This window comes from Pseudomonas sp. SK3(2021) (assembly GCF_016772375.1).
In the GTDB taxonomy this organism is placed as follows: Bacteria; Pseudomonadota; Gammaproteobacteria; order Pseudomonadales; family Pseudomonadaceae; genus Aquipseudomonas; species Aquipseudomonas chlororaphis_I.
Map to the genome: position 1 here is coordinate 3,415,149 of NZ_CP061943.1, position 16,342 is coordinate 3,431,490.

Below are 16,342 nucleotides of genomic sequence, written 5' to 3' on the forward strand. Positions count from 1 at the left end.
GGGGCAGACCTGCGCCTGAGTCGGAACCAGTGATGAGGGACCTGTGATGCACGTTGTGCCAAGCATATGCACGTTCTGCGGGGTGGGTTGCGGTCTTGGGTTGCGCGTGGAAGACGACAGGGTCGTCGGCGTCGAACCTCAACCCGGACATCCGATCAGCCAAGGCCAGCTGTGCTCCAAGGGATGGGCCACCAGTTTTGCCGTAGACCCGGTCAATCGCCTGACCAGCCCTTTGATCAAGGAGCGCGGGGTTTTTCGGCGGGCTAGCTGGGATGAAGCGCTGACACGGATTACCGACGAGTTTCGCATGGCGCTGGATGAGCTGGGCCCGTCGGGCGTGGGGATCATCAGCTGCGCCCGCGCCACTAATGAGGATAACTACGCCGCTCAGAAGTTTGCCCGGGCGGTGCTGGGGACTCACAACATCGATCACTGTGCCCGCATCTGCCACAGCCCGTCGGTAGCGGGGTTGCTGTGTACCCTGGGTTCGGGCGCGATGAGCAACAGCATCGCCGACATCGATCAGGCCGACCTGATTCTGATCATCGGTGCCGATGTCACGGAAAATCACGCGATGATCGGCGCTCGCATCCTGCGCGCGCAGGCCCGTGGCGCCACGGTAATAGTCGTGGACCCGCGCAAGACCCGCCTGGCACGCCTGGCCGATATTCATTTGCAATTGCGTGTTGGCAGCAATATCGCATTGTTCAACGGCCTGCTGCAGATCATCCTGGCCAATGGCTGGGAGAACCAGGCGTTTCTCGCCACGCGCTGCGAGACCATCGAACCGCTGCGCCGACACCTTGCCCGACTGACCCCGGAACAGACCTGTGCCAGCACCGGCATCCGCATCGCCGAGCTGTTGCAGGTGGCCTACCTATACAGCCACGCCAATGCCGCGTTCACCGCCTATGGCATGGGCATTACCCAGTTTCAGAGCGGTACCAATAATGTGGTCGCGGTGTCGAACCTGGTACTGGCCTGCGGCCAGATCGGTCGACCAGGGACGGGCATCAACCCGCTACGAGGGCAAAATAACGTGCAGGGCGCCTGCGATATGGGGTGCCTGCCGAATGTTTATCCTGGCTATCAGGATGCCAATGACCGGTCGGTACAAGAAAAATTCGCTGCGGCCTGGGCAGCCCCTGTTCCGCAGCAACCAGGCCTGACCTCCCTGGGGATGAGCCGGGCGGCCCTGCATGGGCAATTGCGGGCCCTGATGATCATGGGCGAAGAGCCTGTACTCACCGACCCCGATCAACATCAGGTGAGCAAGGCCTTGCAAGCGCTGGATTTTCTGGTGGTGGTGGAACTGACGCTGACCGAAACCGCCCGGCTCGCCGATGTGGTGCTGCCGGCGGCAGCCTTCGCCGAAAAGGATGGCACGTTCACCAACTGCGAGCGCCGTGTGCAGCGGGTCCGCCAGGCTATCGCGCCACCGGGGGAGGCCCGTTGTGACTGGCAGATCCTGGGGGCATTGGCTCGGCGCATGGGCTATGCCGGCATGAACTGGGCAAATGCCGAAGCCTTGTTCGATGAGATGAGCGCCCTGACGCCGATCTTCTCAGGCATGAGCTATGCCGCGCTGGATGGCCATGCCGGCTTGCAATGGCCCTGCGATGTCGCCCATCCGCACGGTTCTCCCGTACTGCATGAACATTCCTTTCCTCGCGGTCGAGCCCGACTGCTGCCGGTGACCCAGGTGGCACCGGACGAATGCCCTGACGCCGAGTATCCATTCGCGTTCACGACCCATCGGCTGCATTTCCATTACGGCGGTGGCTCAATGACGCGCAAGTCGCCTTTGCTCGAGCGCGAGACGCCCGAGGCGTTGCTGTTCATGCATCCGGCCGACGGTGCCGCGCTCAGCCTGCACGATCGGCAAGCGGTTCGCGTTCGTTCGCGTCGAGGCTGGCTTGAGACCCGGGTCCATCTCACGGATGACGTCCCTCCGGGAACCCTGGCGATGCCTTATCACTTTCGGGAAGCGCCGTGCAACCTGCTGACCAACAGCGCGCAGGACCCCAACAGCAAGATGCCTGAACTCAAAGCCTGTGCGGTAGCGGTCGAGCCATTACCCACCGGGGTTCTGCCGCGCATGCCCGAGGCGATGCCGCTGGAGGGCAATCATCATGCAGGCTTATGACCTGGACCGGCCGGAAACTCTGCGCACGCATCTGGCCAGGCAACGCGTGTTGTACGAAGCCCGTGCGGACGGGCAGGGTGGTCGGCACTGGGAAACGGTCGCGGCTTGCGACCCCAGTCCTTTTGAACCGAGCGTCGAGCCGCCGCCCTTTTCCGCCAAGAGTTTTTTCTTCGCCGAGCGTGAACCGCTGTTTCGCTTCGATGGCGGGCAGTTCTATTCGACATTGCCAGAGGTGGTGCCACAGGTGATCTTCGGTCTGAACGCCTGCGATTTGACAGCAGTGGCCTATCAGGATCGTTTTTTTGCCGATGACCCTCATTATCAGGCCAGGCGCCAGGCCACCTTGCTGGTGGGGCTCGACTGTCTGCACAGCTGCAGTGGCGGCTTTTGTAGCGTGATGAACAGCGGGCCTGCGGTACAGCCCCATACCGCCGACCTTGTTCTGTTACCTCCCGCCACCGATGACGCCGGCTGGTTGCTGCTGGTCGCCTCCGAAGCCGGGGGGGCGGCTGTCAGCGGCCTTGCTCTGACACCGACAGGACTGGACTGGCAGGCTCAGCGGACGGCCAACAGTCTTCAGGTCGCCAGCGAGCAGGGAGAACAGCGCGATGTCGTCGACGGAATCAATGCGTTGAACGCCGGGCAGATCGATCCACAACGCTGGGACGACCTGGGGCTGCATTGCCTGGGGTGTTCGGGATGCACCTCGGTATGCCCGACCTGTTCGTGCTTTGCGCCGCTGGACAGGCCTTCGGCCGACGGCGACATGCAGCGCCTGCGGGTCTGGGATTCTTGCCTGTACGAGGGATTCCAAAAGCAGGCCAGTGGGTACAACCCCAGTGCCACGCCGGGGCAGCGGGTACAGCGGTTCTGGTTTCACAAGTTGGGGGATGGGTTCAAGGATCGTTTCGAGCGTTACGGCTGTGTCGGATGTGGTCGTTGCGATCGTGTGTGTCCAGGAGGAATCGGTGTTCACGGTGTCATGCACAAGGTGGCCCGGCCATGATCGACCTGACGCCAAGAAGCCTGCATATAGTCGCTCAGTACGAAGACGGCGAAGATGCCCGGCACTTCAGCTTTTGCATCGACGTGCCCCAGGCCGGCGATCTGGCCGCCAGGGCCGGGCAGTTTTTCATGCTCACCGTGCCCGGTCTCGGCGAGGCGCCCTTTACCTATGTCAGTCCGCCGGACAAACGGGGGCATTTCAATGCCCTGATTCGTCGGACGGGAAGCCTTACCGCAGCCTTGTTCGATCGGGTACAGGACCCCGTACTGGGGTATCGAGGCCCCTTTGGCCAGGGCTGGCCGTCACTCAAAAGTGCTCGCCGGGTCCTGGTGGTCGCGGGAGGTTGCGGCTTGGCCCCGTTGGCCGGGGTGATCGATGGCGCGATCAACCACCCCGGGGCAGCACGCCTGAGCGTGCTGTATGGGGCCCGGCATGCCGGCTCCCAGGTGCTGTCGCGAGAGCGTGAGCATTGGCGGTCGGCATTGCCGTGGATCGAGACTTTTGATGTCGCGCCCGTGGGGCACCGCCAGGGCAGCCCCCTGGCGTATCTCGATGAGCTGTTTGGCGATGAACCTCCCGACACCGTGCTGTGCTGTGGGCCGGAGCCTTTCATGCTGGCCACCGCTCGGGACTGTATGAAGCGAGGTGTTGCGGACCGCCGGATCTGGCTCTCCGTGGAACGCCGGATGCACTGTGCAGACGGTTTGTGCGGTCACTGTTATGTCGGTGAAAGCTATGCCTGCCGGGATGGACCGACCTATCGCTATAACGACTACCAACAACTGCTGGCCAGCGCCTCCATGGGACCCGCCGAACAAGACAGCGGGCTCTGTTGAGCCGCATGCCATTGAAGAGGTTGATCATGCATCCGTCGATCATCGAGAAAACCCTGACCGGCTTGCCGGTAGCGCCGAATTGGCTTGATAGCGTGCAAGCCCGCGAGGCTTTTTCCTGGTCTCTGGAAGGCGCTGCCCTGGCCGGATTGCCCGGCGGCGGTTTGAACCTCGCCTATGAAGCGGTGGATCGGCATGTGGCGCGTGCGCATCGGCACACGGCGTTGCGCATTCTTGATCACAATGGTGGACGTTGCGACATCAGTTACGGTCAGCTGAGTGCCCTGAGCAATCGATTCGCCAATGTCTTGAAGAAACTGGGCGTGGTCCCCGGCGAACGACTATTCGTGCTCTGTGGCCGAGGGCTGGAGCTCTATCTGGGGGTGCTCGGCGGCCTGAAGCTAGGTTGCGTGGTGTCGCCATTATTCTGTGCGTTTGGCCCAGCCCCCATCGAGACCCGCATGCGTCTTGGCGGAGGCAGTGTGTTGCTGACCAGCAAAACCCTCTATCGCCGCAAGATCGCGGCCATTCGTGAGCGTCTACCGGCGCTCCGGCATGTGCTGCTGTATGACGATAATGGCGAGAATACGGCGCCTGTCGCGGGGACGCTTAACCTGCATCAGCTGCTGGCGCAGGCAGACGAGGCGTTCTGCGTCGTACCGACGACAGCCGACAGCCCGGCACTTCTACATTTCACCAGCGGTACGACGGGCACCCCAAAAGGGGTATTGCATGTCCATGGCGCGGCGTTGACCCACCGCGTCACAGGAAAATACGCCCTGGACCTGCACCCCGATGATATCTACTGGTGCAGTGCCGATCCGGGCTGGGTTACCGGTACTTCCTATGGAATTTTTGCGCCCTTGTTGCTCGGTGTGACTAGCGTGGTCGAGGGGTATGAGTTCGACGCGGAGCGTTGGTACCGGATACTCGAGAAGCAACAGGTGACGGTCTGGTACACAGCGCCGACGGCCATTCGCCTGTTGATGAAAGCCGGTCCGGCTTTGGCGCGCGGCCATCGTTTTCCGAGCCTGCGGTTTATCGCCAGCGTCGGCGAGCCGCTTAATCCCGAGGCCGTCTGGTGGGGCAAAGAGGTGCTTGGGCTGCCGATCCACGACAATTGGTGGCAGACCGAAACCGGCGGCATCATGATCGCCAACACTGTCGCCATGCCCATCAAGCCGGGCTCGATGGGGAAGCCGCTGCCGGGTGTCGAGGCGGCCATTGTCACACGAGGAGAAGCCGGGGGACTGCAGTTCCTGGCTGACAATGAGCTCGGTGAGCTTGCCTTGAAGCGGCCATGGCCTGCGATGTTCCGTAGCTACCTGGGGCAGGAGGAGCGCTATCGTTGCTGTTTTGTCGGTGACTGGTACCTGAGTGGCGATCTTGTGCGTCGCGATGCCGATGGCTACTACTGGTTCATTGGACGCAGCGACGATGTCATCAAGTCGGCCGGGCACCTGATCGGCCCGTTCGAAGTCGAAAGCGCCCTCATGGAACACCCGGCCGTGGCGGAGGCCGCGGTGATAGGCAAGCCCGATCCGCTGTTGGGCGAAACCGTGAAGGCCTTTGTTTCGCTCAAGAGCGGTTTCACTGCCAGCCAGGCCCTGCACGACGAATTGCTCGGCCATGGACGCAAGCGCCTTGGAGCGGTCGTTGCGCCCAAGGAACTGGAGTTTGTGCAAGCGCTGCCGCACACCCGTAGCGGAAAACTCATGCGGCGTCTGCTCAAGGCCCGGGAGTTGGGGCTGCCTGAAGGCGATACTTCCAGCCTGGAGAGCCCGTCATGAGTCTTGCACTGCTGCCCCAGGACCTATCTCTGCACTTGCTACGAGACATGATGCGTATCCGCCGTCTCGAGGAGCGCGCCGGTGAACTGTACGGGGAGGGCAAAATTCGAGGCTTCCTGCACCTGTACATTGGTGAGGAAGCGGTAGCCGTCGGCGTGCTGCATGCACTGGCCGCCAACGACGCCGTGGTCGCGACCTATCGCGAACATGGCCATGCCCTGATCAAGGGGGTTCCCATGAGTACGATCATGGCCGAGATGTATGGGCGCCAGGAGGGATGCTCGCGAGGGCGCGGCGGTTCAATGCACCTGTTCGATGCCCGTACGCGATTCTTCGGTGGCAATGCCATCGTGGCGGGGGGCTTGCCATTGACTGTCGGCTTGGCGCTCGCTGAACGTATGCAGGATGGATCGCGCCTATCCGCGTGTTTTTTTGGTGAAGGCGCAATGGCGGAAGGGGCATTTCACGAGTCCATCAATCTGGCCGCGTTGTGGCACCTGCCGGTGCTGTTCTGCTGCGAGAACAACCTCTATGCGATGGGGACGGCCCTGGATCGTTCGCAATCGCAAACCGACTTGTGTAGCAAAGCCTTGGCGTACAAGGTCAATGCCCGGTCCGTCGATGGCATGGATGTGAACGCAGTGTACGAAGCCACTCGCCATGCGGTTGAACACATCCGCGCGGAGCGTGGGCCTTTTTTCCTGGAGTTTCGCACCTATCGATTTCGTGCCCACTCGATGTTCGACCCACAACTTTATCGTGACAAGGCAGAGGTGGAGCAATGGAAGGCGCGAGACCCGATTCATACGTACAGCGCGTGGCTCAAGGCGCAGGGCCTGTTGGACGAAGCCGGTTTCCTGGCCATCCTGGCCCAGGTGAGCGCCGAGGTGGAAGCCGCTGTCGCTTATGCCGAAAACGCTAGCCTGGAGCTGATCGAGGATTTGTCACGCGATCTGTACACCCCCGGAGGGGCGCCATGAGCACGCGCATGACCTATCGCGAAGCGCTGCGCGAGGCCCTGCGTGACGCGTTGCAACGGGACCCACGGGTATTCTTGATGGGAGAAGACGTCGGTCGTTACGGCGGCAGCTATGCCGTTTCCCTGGGGCTGCTCGAGGCATTCGGCGTTGAACGTATTCGAGACGCGCCGCTGTCCGAGCTGGGCTTCGTGGGAGCCGGTATCGGGGCGGCGCTGGGGGGGATGCGGCCGATTGTGGAAATCATGACAGTGAACTTCAGTCTGCTCGCCCTCGATCCTCTGATGAATACCGCTGCTGCCTTAAGGCACATGTCCGGTGGGCAGTTTTCGGTGCCCTTGGTCGTGCGCATGGCGACAGGTGCCGGACGCCAGCTTGCGGCGCAGCACTCGCACAGCCTGGAAGGCTGGTACGCACATATTCCGGGGCTGAGAATCCTGGCACCGGCGACCGTCGAGGACGCGCGCGGCATGCTCTGGCCAGCGCTGCAGGACCCAGACCCGGTGCTGATATTTGAACATGCCCAGCTCTACAACCTGGAGGGCGATGCGGGCGAATGGGAGGCTGTGGACATCAGCTCCGCCAAGGTACGCCGGGCCGGCAAGGACCTGACCCTGATCACTTATGGCGGCACCCTCGGCAAGGCCCTGGCGGCCGCCGAGGAACTGGCTGGGGAGGGAATCGAATGCGAAGTCATCGACCTGCGGGTTCTGCGCCCTCTGGATGACAAGACGCTGATGGCTTCTGTCTGCAAGACCCGTCGTGCCCTGGTGGTCGATGAGGGATGGCGCAGCGGCAGTCTATCCGCCGAGATCATCACCCGGATCATCGAACAAGGTTTTTTCGAACTGGATGCCCCGCCTGCGCGGGTGTGCAGCGCCGAGGTCCCCATGCCTTATCCCCGGCATCTGGAAGAGGCAGCACTGCCACAAGTGTCGACGATCGTCGCGGTCGCTCATGAACTGTGCCAGGGGACATCAGGGTGAACGCAATGACTTGGCGTATCCGAGTATCGGGCCAGGAGGGTAAACGGTGATCGAATTCAAACTCCCCTCCCTGGGGGCCGATATGGATGAAGGCACGTTGCTGGAGTGGAAAGTCCATCCTGGCGATGCGGTCAGGCCCGGCCAGGTCATTGCCATCGTCGACACAGCCAAGGCCGCCATCGACGTAGAGTGCTGGCAGGAGGGGACGGTCTCGCAGCTGCTGATCGACGTGGGAACCAAGGTACCCGTCGGGACGACCATCGCCCAGTTGCTGGCACCGGGTGAGCGCGCGCCAAGTGGGCGACGAACATCGACCCCTGCGCCTGTCTTGATCGAAGGGGAAAACCGCGCTGACAGACGCTCGCGGATTTCTCCTGTCGCACGCAAGCGCGCTGCAGAGCTGGGGCTCGATATCAGTCGATTACAAGGCCATGGCCCCCACGGTGTCATTACCCTGGAGGATGTCGAGGCCGCCGCGCGCGTGGCTTCGGAGCCCGACCATGACCAGAGCATGCGACATACGATTGCGGCGGCCATGAGTCGTTCCAAGCGGGAGATTCCCCATTATTACCTGAGCGAAACCATTGCTCTGGATAAGGCGATGACCTGGCTGCAGGCATACAACGCCCAACACGGGCTGCAGGAGCGCCTGCTACCCAGCGTATTGCTGCTCAAGGCAGTGGCATTGGCCTTGCGCGACTATCCGCTGCTCAATGGTGTCTGGCAGGACAATGCCTTCAAGCCAGCCCTCGATACCGACCTTGGGGTGGCGATCACATTGCGCCAGGGAGGTCTCGTCGCCCCGGTGCTGCACCATGTGGCCGACATGACCCCGAGCCATTTGATGAGTGAGCTGAGCAGCCTGGTAGAGCGCGCCCGCGGTGGGTCTTTGCGCAGCTCCGAGCTGGTGGGGGCCGGCATGACAGTCACGCAACTCGGCGATCAGGGCGTGGACAGTGTGCTGGGGGTTATTTATCCGCCCCAGGTAGCCCTGGTCGGCTTCGGTCGTATCAGTGAAAGGCCCTGGGTGAAAGATGGCCAGTTGTGTGTCATGCCGACCGTCATGAGCAGTCTGTCCGCCGATCATCGAGTCAGCGACGGTCACTATGGCGCCCGCTTTCTGGGGGAGGTCCGTCGCTTGCTGCAAATGCCCGAGGCCCTTTAAGGAGGGGACAGATGAATCGGCAAACGATCTGTAATGAGGTACTGAGCGCCTTGAAAAGCATTGCCCCGGAACTTGAGGCCGGGCAATTACTCCCTGATCGGCCACTGCGCGAAGAGGTTGACCTGGACTCCATGGACTGGCTTCGTTTCATTGAGGCCTTGAATCGGAGCCTGGGTGTGGCGATTGCTGAAACCGACTACCAGCACGTGGATACCCTGGACAAGCTCGTCGACTATCTTGGGCACAAGATCAAACCCCGCGCAGGCGAGCCTTCGACCGGCGCCTGATGGCGACAACAGAGCAGGGAGCTCGCCAGGGTGGCGCTGTCGAGCAGCGGTTCGCCGAATCGGTTGTGCCGCGAGCGGATCTGACGGGGCCGATCTTAGACGTGATCAAACGCACCACTGTCAGCGAGCACGGCGGCAATCAGGGCTGTGCTGTCGAGTATGTGCAGGTGTTGGGCCGCGCATTCGGCGGACAGGCGAAAGGGAGGCACGCTGTCAGAGACCGCAATCCGCTCGAAAAGCGCGCTGTCGAACAGATGGCTGCCAGCGGTAAACAAACCATGGGTGGCGGCGGCGAACAACCGGACGGCTCCAGCCTTCTGGCAGGCAAGGCCAGCACGCTTGAGCGTTTCGCCCGTGCTGATCAGGTCGTCGAAAATGATAGCCGTCTTGCCCCGCACGTCGCCGACCAGGAGCGTGCCGGTCAGCGTGGCATGCTCACGGTGCTTTTCCATCAGGGCAGCGCCCACCGAACGTCCCAGTTGTTGTTCCAGAGCCTGACGAAACAGCTCGGCGCGCTTGGCGCCGCCGGAGTCCGGGGACACCGCAACCACTTCGGCGTCGCCGACGAGCCTGGCGAAATGCCGGGCGAACAGCTCCGCGCATTGCAGGTTCCACGCGGGAATGCGAAAGGCGTTGTCGAAGGCCGCCGGATTATGCACCTCCAGGGCAATCAGGCGATCTACGCCACAGGCTTCGAGCAGGGTCGCCAGGTAGCGAGTGATCGTTGGGTCCTGAGGCTTACTGCGACGATCCTTGCGCCCGTAGCAGAGGTAGGGCGTCACGGCCTGTACCTGACGAGCGCCGGCGTCCTTGAGCGCGGCAGCAAAGAACAGCAAGCGACACAGCTTGTCGTTTGCGCTCTGCCGACCATCCCCATACAAAGAATGGAACACCACGACTTCGCGACCGTTGACCGGCTCCAGTGGCCGGCATTTATGCTCGCCGTCCTCATAGTCGCGCTCCTCATGACGGGCCAGTTGGCAGCCAAGCCGCTGCGCGACGCCGGTTGCATAGTGTTCACTGCCTTGCAGGGCAAAAAGCAGCGGGGGCTCGGTGGGCATGTACTGGCTCCTTTGAGGCGTTCATCGGACCGCTGCAGCATTACCGGTGCTCCGCCACCCTGGTCGGTTGCAGGGTCATCGGGCCGCGGCGCACACCGCCAAGGGACCGGCGAGCATCGAAGTCCTGAGCACGGCGCCATGCTGTCCAGTCTTGTCAACGTAACCCGCTCGGCCTTGACCCGATTGATATTGATCAACTGCGGTGCAATGAGAGCCGAAGCCATTTCCCGAGCGCGAATCCGGCGCGCCCTGTCGTTCCAGAGGGGCTGGACCAGCCCGGGATAGTGGCAGGCGCACATCCCACAGGGCAGCCCGGCACAGGCGCTTGATATATATCAACGCCAGGGCGGCATCGGCGGAGGACCCTGGATGGCAAGCGCTGCTGCTTGCGCCGCAACGCTCCCGAAGATGGGCCAGGCATGCGTTGCCCCCCATCGGATGCCTGGCAGCGTCTTGGCACTATCACAAGGAAGCACCTTGCGTTGTGCGCCGAGCACCGTAATCGCCCGAGGAGGTTCTTCTCATGTCCCGAGATCTCTCATTGCAAACCATCTTGCAGGATCGGGCAGATGCCGGTCGACGCCTGGTGGCGCCGTTGCTCGCATATGCCCATCGCCCCGATGTCATTGTCCTCGCCTTGCCCCGTGGCGGTGTTCCGGTTGCCTATGAGGTGGCCACGGCCCTGGACATTCGCCTGGACCTGATGCTGGTCCGCAAGCTGGGCGTCCCCTCTCGCGAGGAGTTCGCGATGGGCGCCATAGCCAGCGGCGGCATTCAAATCCTCAATGAAGACGCCCTGCGCGCCTATCCGGTCGATCAAGCCAGTTTCAATGCCGTGCTCGCACGGGAAACGCAGGAGTTGTTGCGTCGTGAACAGCTTTACCGCGAGGGCCGTCCACCGTTGCAACTCAAGGATCAGGTGGTGATTCTGATCGACGATGGCCTGGCCACGGGTGCCTCGATGATGGCGGCGGTTCACGCGGTGCGTGCGCAAGCACCGGCGCGTATTGTCATTGCGGTGCCGGTTGCGCCGCTTGAGACAGTGGAGGCGCTGCGTAGCGAAGTGGATGAGCTGATCTGCCCGCTCACCCCCGAATGGATGATGTCGATCGGCTATTGGTACCTGGATTTTTCCCAGACGTCGGATACCGAGGTCATCGATCTGTTGCAGCGAGCCTGGGAGCGGGAATCGATCTCCGCGCCCTCGGCCCAGGAGTGTCGCGATGTTTGAACTGCAATCTCGCCAGCTGGACCTGCAGGGAACTGAATTATCGGCCGATTTGCGCCTGCCTCCGGGCGCCAGGGCGCTGGTGGTCTTCGCTCATGGCAGTGGCAGCGGCCGTTCAAGCCCGCGTAATCGGTACATCGCCGAGTCGCTGGCCCGGCGAGGGCTGGGGTCGTTGCTGTTCGACCTGCTCACGGAGACCGAGCAACGCCTGGATAACCGGACCCGGGAGCTGCGGTTCGATATCGCCTTGCTTGCCAGGCGACTGATTGAGGTGATCGACTGGATCGGTCGGGACCTGGAGTTGCAATCCCTGCGGATCGGCCTGTTCGGCGCAAGTACCGGTGCGGCCGCGGCGCTGCTGGCCGCGGCCGCACGGCCGGACGTGGTGCATGCCGTGGTCAGCCGGGGAGGGCGGACCGATCTGGCGGGGCCTGTGCTGCCTCGAGTGAAGGCACCGACCCTGCAGATCGTCGGCGCACAGGACCCGGTGGTGTTCGACCTGAATTGCCAGAGCCGTCGTGCCCTGCGGTGTGAGCAGCGCCTGGAAGTCGTGGCTGGCGCCACGCATCTGTTTGAAGAACCCGGCGCCCTTGAGGAAGTCGCCAGGCTCGCTGGCGACTGGTTTGAGAAGTATCTGCACGCCCCCTCTCCATAGCGGGGGCAGGCATTCGTTGACCGGCCTCATACACCGAACGGAAAGGTTTCGTCCTCCGGCTCCAGTTGCTCGCTTTGCGGCAGTGGCAGCGCCGTTACCGGTTTCGTTTGCTCGATCCAGAGCATGGCGTCGAACTGTTCGGCCAGCACCGCTTCGAAGTAGTGACTGCCACGCTCGCTCTGGGGGCGATAAATCACGCCGATGGCTCGCTCCAGCAAGGGTTTGGAAAGGGCTCGACGCAGTTCTTTTCGTTGCGGATCACGCCAGTCGGTCAATGACGCCGCGACGCCTGCCTTGAGGAACTGATACTCCCAGCTGTCCGGGCGCGACGGCCGGATATCCTTGATCAACAGGTCGCCATCCCAGTCATCGGCCGCAGCGACCTGGCCACGGTCGGTGCCCATGCCGATCAGGACGACCTCTCGCCCGAAGGCATTGCGGCACAGTTGACCGATATTGAACTGACCCTTCCAGCCCATTTCCGTGGCCGCGGCATTGCCGATATGGGAGTTGTGGGCCCAGACCACGGCTTTGGCTTGCGGGCCTCGGTGCTCAAGCAGCGCGCGCAAGGTGTCGAACATATGCCGGTCGCGCAGGTTCCACGAGGCTGTCGAGCCTCGATATATCGCGCGGTAGTATTGTTCCGCCGCCAGCACCACCCGGGCGTTTTGCGCCGCATCGAAGAACGCCTCGTCGTCCTTGACGAGCCCGGCCAGTTGCTCGGCCAGCAGGCTGTTGAGCTGTTCGACCACTGGCTGCTCACACGGCATCAGGCCGCCGCGCTCGACGAAGTGACCGTACAGCGCCGGATCATCCTGCCAGGGCGTCAGACAGCCATAGCGCCGGCGAGCTTCGCGGGCCAACTGCGGGTCGACCCGGTCCAGATAGCTCAGGACTTCATGAATGGAGTTGCGCAAACTGTAAACGTCCAGGCCGCGGAATTCGACGCGGCGCTCCGGGGCGTGCTGGTGGTTGAACTGGTGCAGCCAGTGGGCGAACTCCTTCACTTCGGTGTTGCGCCACATCCAGGTCGGGAAGCGGCTGAAGATATGGCGCTTCCAGGCCGAGCGCGCCATCCCGCGCACGTAACGGTCGACATGGCCCGCGTCCGGCCAGTCGGCTTCCACGGCAACGATGTTGAACCCGTGCTGCTCGATCAGCCTCCGGGTGATCGCCGCCCGGGCTTGATAGAAGTCGCTGGTGCCATGGCTGGCCTCACCGATCATCACCACGCGCGCATCCGCGAAGCGGTCGAACATTTCACCGAAAGCAGACGAATTCAGCTCCGGCAGGGGCTCGGCGTATTGGCGCAAGAGTGGGGCAATGGCTGCCTGGTCAATGTGCGCAGGCGAGCCGTACAGACTACCGAGCATGTCTTGGGAAGGGGTGTTCATGACGGTCATCCCCATCAAGGATGGATTACCCGACGTGCAGCATCACGTCGACTGTCAGGAGCACGGACGGAGGCGTTTGATTCAACGTCTCGGGAACGTCTCGGGCCTGTGCCGCCTTATTTGTCATTCCTACGCCTGCCTGCCGTCGCCCGCTTGAGTTTTATCAATAATCGGCACCAGGCGGCGCCGGCGAAGAAGCCCAGCCTGACTTTTATCAATACCCGGGAAGCAAGGGCGGCAAAACTGCTTGCATGACCATCGTCGAACCGGGATTGCGCCATGAAGCTCCCTGCCGTGCCTCCTCACGCGCCATTGCCAGCGTTGCCCCGTTCCTCGGCCCAGGGCAGCCGGATTATCGATAATGATTACATCGCCGCGGTATTTGACGATATTGCCGACTTGCTGGAAATCGAGGACGCCAATGTCTTCCGGATCCGCGCCTACCGCAATGCTGCGCGGACCCTGAGGGCCTTGACCTTCGACCTGGCGAAGCGCATTGCGCGTGGCGAGTCGCAGCCAAAGCTTTCCGGCATCGGGGTCGACCTGGCCGGCAAGATCAACGAAATCGTCGGCAGCGGCGATTGTTCGCTACGCCAGCGGTTGCGATCGACATTGCCGCCGGGGCTGGTCGACCTGTTGTCCATTGCCGGATTGGGCCCCAAGCGGGTCAAACACCTTTATCACGATCTGGGTATCGAGAACGTGGCGCAATTGTGCGAGGCCGCCAGGCAGGGGAGGATTCGCCATGTCACCGGCTTCGGCGAGAAAATGGAGGCCCGGTTGTTGCTGGCCGCCCAGGCGGGGATCGGCAAGGACCGGCGCTCGCCGATAGCCTTTGTCGCCCCCGTGGCGCAGCGACTGACCGAGTATCTGCAACAGATTCCGGGCGTCGAGAACGCAACGGTCGCCGGAAGCTTGCGCCGCATGCGCGATACCGTAGGCGATATCGATATCCTCGTCGCCGCGCAGCCTTCGGTGGAGGTCGTTGCAGGGTTCATCCGCCATCCCGAGGTTTCTACCGTGCTGGTGCAAGGGCACACGCGCGCCAGCGTGATTCTGGGTTCAGGCACGCAGGTGGATCTGCGTGTGGTCGAGCCCGCGGTGTATGGTGCCGCATTGGTGTATTTCACCGGCAGCAAGGCACACAACATCGCGCTCCGCCAGAAGGCTCGGCGACAAGGGTTCAAGCTCAGCGAATATGGCGTATTCAAGGCCAGCAAATGTGTGGCCAGCGCCACTGAAGCGGCGGTTTATCACGCACTGGGCCTGCCGTGGATCACCCCGGAGTTGCGTGAGGATCGGGGCGAGATTGCCGCGGCACAAGCAAATCGATTACCCAGGTTGATCGAACCGGGCGACCTGAAAGGGGACTTGCATGCCCATACTCTCGCTTCGGATGGCGGCAACAGTCTGGAGCAGATGGCGCTCGCGGCACGGGAAGCGGGGCTGGAATATCTGGCGATCACCGAACATTCACGCGCCCTCAGGGTTGCCCATGGCCTGGACGCGGACCGGTTGTCGAAGCAGATCGAGCAGATCGACGCCCTCAACGCCAACCTGCAAGGCATAACCTTGCTCAAAGGGATCGAGGTGGACATTCTTGAAGAGGGCAGCCTGGATCTGCCGGATGATGTTCTGGGCCGCCTGGACCTGGTGGTGGGGGCCGTCCACAGTCATTTCGGCCTGACCCGGCGTCAACAAACCCAACGCCTTCTAAGGGCCATGGATCATCGCTACTTCACGATTCTGGCGCATCCGCTGTGTCGACTGATCAATGAGCGCGCGCCACTGGATGTGGATCTGCCGGCAATCATCAAGGCAGCCGCTCAGCGCGGTTGTTGTCTGGAGCTCAATGCGCAGCCGCAACGCATGGACCTGTTCGATCTGCAGTGCCAGTACGCCAAGGAGGAGGGGGTGCTCATCAGCATCAACTCGGATGCCCATCGCACCGCCGACTTTACCCACTTGCGTTATGGGGTCGCGCAGGCTCGCCGCGCCTGGCTGGAAAAAAACGACGTGCTCAATACCCGTTCGCTGATCGAACTCAAACGGATTCTGCAGCTTATTCCAGCCAGAGCAGACTGACGTTCGGGTCGCGCTCAGCGTATCGGCTCGCTTGCTCATCCATGGCGTTGACAACAAAAAGCCCCTTGCCGGGTTCCCGACAAGGGGCAGGCTGGCCCGGTTCAATCGGCCTTGATCGGCACGACTTTCTCCGCCTTCATGGCTTCGGGCTTTTTCGGCAGCGAAATATTCAGCACGCCTTTGCTGAAACTGGCTTCGATCTTATCGGCGTCGACACCTTTGGGCAGGTTGAAGACCCGCTCGAAGGAGCCGTAGTGACGCTCGCTGAGGTGATAGCCTTTTCTTTTCTCTTCCTTGTCCTCTTTCTTTTCTCCCTTGATGATCAGGCAGCCGTTGGACAGCTTGAGCTCGATGTTCTTCTGATCCATGCCCGGCAGTTCGGCGGAGATCTCGAAGCTCTTGTCTTTCTCGGTAATGTCCACGGCAGGCAGGCTGTGGCCGATCAGTTGGCGCTGCCAGAGCGGCTCGACATCGAACAGTCCGCGGCTGAAGGGCGACAGGCTGGAGCCGCGATTGAAGTCTTCGAACAGGTGGTCGACCTGTTGCCGCAGTTTTTCCAGGGGCCGCCAGAGGTCTGTCGTCAGCGATGGGTGACGGGCTTTGTCTTCAGTCGTTACGGGCACTTTCTTCACGGAATTGCTCATTTTTAACTACTCCTCTTGGGTAAAAGGGCAGGCTGCGGACATCCTGGACACCAGTCCACCCTGAACAGAACAGCGCGTGGGCCAT

General features: G+C 62.2%; 14 protein-coding genes. 11 read left to right on the plus strand and 3 right to left on the minus strand.

What is annotated here, in order from left to right; translation table 11 throughout:
• The first annotated feature begins 46 nt into the window (after nucleotides 1–46).
• From fdhF to IF690_RS15325, 8 genes are read left to right on the plus strand one after another with little or no spacing between them, the layout of a single operon-like run.
• Complete coding sequence (gene fdhF, locus IF690_RS15290; RefSeq protein WP_038632375.1) at nucleotides 47–2,146, plus strand: formate dehydrogenase subunit alpha; 2,100 nt, start codon at nucleotides 47–49, stop codon at nucleotides 2,144–2,146.
• Nucleotides 2,133–3,152 carry a 4Fe-4S dicluster domain-containing protein gene (locus IF690_RS15295; RefSeq protein WP_202696302.1) on the plus strand — a complete coding sequence of 340 codons (1,020 nt, stop codon included), beginning with the start codon at nucleotides 2,133–2,135 and terminating at the stop codon, nucleotides 3,150–3,152. Before fdhF ends, IF690_RS15295 begins: the two co-directional genes overlap by 14 nt.
• Complete coding sequence (locus IF690_RS15300; RefSeq protein WP_202696303.1) at nucleotides 3,149–3,988, plus strand: FAD/NAD(P)-binding protein; 840 nt, start codon at nucleotides 3,149–3,151, stop codon at nucleotides 3,986–3,988. The genes IF690_RS15295 and IF690_RS15300 overlap by 4 nt, the downstream gene beginning before the upstream one ends.
• 26 nt (nucleotides 3,989–4,014) lie before the next feature.
• Nucleotides 4,015–5,775: an acetate--CoA ligase gene (acsA, locus tag IF690_RS15305; RefSeq protein ID WP_202696304.1), complete on the plus strand. Its 1,761-nt coding sequence runs from the start codon at nucleotides 4,015–4,017 to the stop codon at nucleotides 5,773–5,775.
• On the plus strand, nucleotides 5,772–6,755 hold the full coding sequence (gene pdhA, locus IF690_RS15310) for a pyruvate dehydrogenase (acetyl-transferring) E1 component subunit alpha (RefSeq protein WP_202696305.1): 984 nt from the start codon (nucleotides 5,772–5,774) through the stop codon (nucleotides 6,753–6,755). Before acsA ends, pdhA begins: the two co-directional genes overlap by 4 nt.
• Nucleotides 6,752–7,738, plus strand: coding sequence for an alpha-ketoacid dehydrogenase subunit beta (locus IF690_RS15315; RefSeq protein WP_252189477.1), 987 nt, complete (start codon nucleotides 6,752–6,754; stop codon nucleotides 7,736–7,738). Before pdhA ends, IF690_RS15315 begins: the two co-directional genes overlap by 4 nt.
• Nucleotides 7,739–7,784: 46 nt before the next feature.
• Nucleotides 7,785–8,903: a dihydrolipoamide acetyltransferase family protein gene (locus tag IF690_RS15320; RefSeq protein WP_202696307.1), complete on the plus strand. Its 1,119-nt coding sequence runs from the start codon at nucleotides 7,785–7,787 to the stop codon at nucleotides 8,901–8,903.
• Between the two features lie 11 nt (nucleotides 8,904–8,914).
• Nucleotides 8,915–9,190, plus strand: coding sequence for an acyl carrier protein (locus tag IF690_RS15325; protein ID WP_202696308.1), 276 nt, complete (start codon nucleotides 8,915–8,917; stop codon nucleotides 9,188–9,190).
• A gap of 95 nt (nucleotides 9,191–9,285) precedes the next feature.
• Here IF690_RS15325 and IF690_RS15330 read toward each other — a convergent pair whose 3' ends face one another.
• Nucleotides 9,286–10,251 carry a ribose-phosphate diphosphokinase gene (locus IF690_RS15330; protein ID WP_202696309.1) on the minus strand — a complete coding sequence of 322 codons (966 nt, stop codon included), beginning with the start codon at nucleotides 10,249–10,251 and terminating at the stop codon, nucleotides 9,286–9,288.
• Nucleotides 10,252–10,774: 523 nt separating this feature from the next.
• Between IF690_RS15330 and IF690_RS15335 the strand changes: the two genes are divergently transcribed.
• Both IF690_RS15335 and IF690_RS15340 read left to right on the plus strand, forming a co-directional pair.
• The gene (locus IF690_RS15335; protein WP_202696310.1) at nucleotides 10,775–11,482 is read left to right on the plus strand and encodes a phosphoribosyltransferase; all 708 of its coding nucleotides are present in this window, start codon (nucleotides 10,775–10,777) and stop codon (nucleotides 11,480–11,482) included.
• Nucleotides 11,475–12,134, plus strand: a complete 660-nt coding sequence (locus tag IF690_RS15340) for a dienelactone hydrolase family protein (RefSeq protein ID WP_202696311.1) — start codon at nucleotides 11,475–11,477, stop codon at nucleotides 12,132–12,134. The genes IF690_RS15335 and IF690_RS15340 overlap by 8 nt, the downstream gene beginning before the upstream one ends.
• A gap of 26 nt (nucleotides 12,135–12,160) precedes the next feature.
• On the opposite strand, the gene IF690_RS15345 is transcribed toward IF690_RS15340, so the two are convergent.
• Nucleotides 12,161–13,528 carry an erythromycin esterase family protein gene (locus IF690_RS15345; RefSeq protein WP_202696312.1) on the minus strand — a complete coding sequence of 456 codons (1,368 nt, stop codon included), beginning with the start codon at nucleotides 13,526–13,528 and terminating at the stop codon, nucleotides 12,161–12,163.
• Nucleotides 13,529–13,807: 279 nt separating this feature from the next.
• Here IF690_RS15345 and polX point away from each other — a divergent pair, with 279 nt between their 5' ends.
• On the plus strand, nucleotides 13,808–15,613 hold the full coding sequence (gene polX, locus IF690_RS15350) for a DNA polymerase/3'-5' exonuclease PolX (protein WP_202696313.1): 1,806 nt from the start codon (nucleotides 13,808–13,810) through the stop codon (nucleotides 15,611–15,613).
• Between the two features lie 101 nt (nucleotides 15,614–15,714).
• Here polX and IF690_RS15355 read toward each other — a convergent pair whose 3' ends face one another.
• A complete protein-coding gene (locus IF690_RS15355) occupies nucleotides 15,715–16,257 on the minus strand; it encodes an Hsp20/alpha crystallin family protein (RefSeq protein WP_202696314.1) in 543 nt (180 codons plus the stop codon).
• Between the last annotated feature and the right edge of the window lie 85 nt (nucleotides 16,258–16,342).

Excerpts from the sequence above, each read along its gene's own strand:
- fdhF (WP_038632375.1), top strand. The coding sequence starts at position 47 with ATGCACGTTGTGCCAAGCATATGCACGTTCTGCGGGGTGGGTTGCGGT.
- IF690_RS15295 (WP_202696302.1), top strand. The coding sequence starts at position 2,133 with ATGCAGGCTTATGACCTGGACCGGCCGGAAACTCTGCGCACGCATCTG.
- IF690_RS15300 (WP_202696303.1), top strand. The coding sequence starts at position 3,149 with ATGATCGACCTGACGCCAAGAAGCCTGCATATAGTCGCTCAGTACGAA.
- acsA (WP_202696304.1), top strand. The coding sequence starts at position 4,015 with ATGCATCCGTCGATCATCGAGAAAACCCTGACCGGCTTGCCGGTAGCG.
- pdhA (WP_202696305.1), top strand. The coding sequence starts at position 5,772 with ATGAGTCTTGCACTGCTGCCCCAGGACCTATCTCTGCACTTGCTACGA.
- IF690_RS15315 (WP_252189477.1), top strand. The coding sequence starts at position 6,752 with ATGAGCACGCGCATGACCTATCGCGAAGCGCTGCGCGAGGCCCTGCGT.
- IF690_RS15325 (WP_202696308.1), top strand. The coding sequence starts at position 8,915 with ATGAATCGGCAAACGATCTGTAATGAGGTACTGAGCGCCTTGAAAAGC.
- IF690_RS15330 (WP_202696309.1), bottom strand. The coding sequence starts at position 10,251 with ATGCCCACCGAGCCCCCGCTGCTTTTTGCCCTGCAAGGCAGTGAACAC.
- IF690_RS15335 (WP_202696310.1), top strand. The coding sequence starts at position 10,775 with ATGTCCCGAGATCTCTCATTGCAAACCATCTTGCAGGATCGGGCAGAT.
- IF690_RS15340 (WP_202696311.1), top strand. The coding sequence starts at position 11,475 with ATGTTTGAACTGCAATCTCGCCAGCTGGACCTGCAGGGAACTGAATTA.
- IF690_RS15345 (WP_202696312.1), bottom strand. The coding sequence starts at position 13,528 with ATGAACACCCCTTCCCAAGACATGCTCGGTAGTCTGTACGGCTCGCCT.
- polX (WP_202696313.1), top strand. The coding sequence starts at position 13,808 with ATGAAGCTCCCTGCCGTGCCTCCTCACGCGCCATTGCCAGCGTTGCCC.
- IF690_RS15355 (WP_202696314.1), bottom strand. The coding sequence starts at position 16,257 with ATGAGCAATTCCGTGAAGAAAGTGCCCGTAACGACTGAAGACAAAGCC.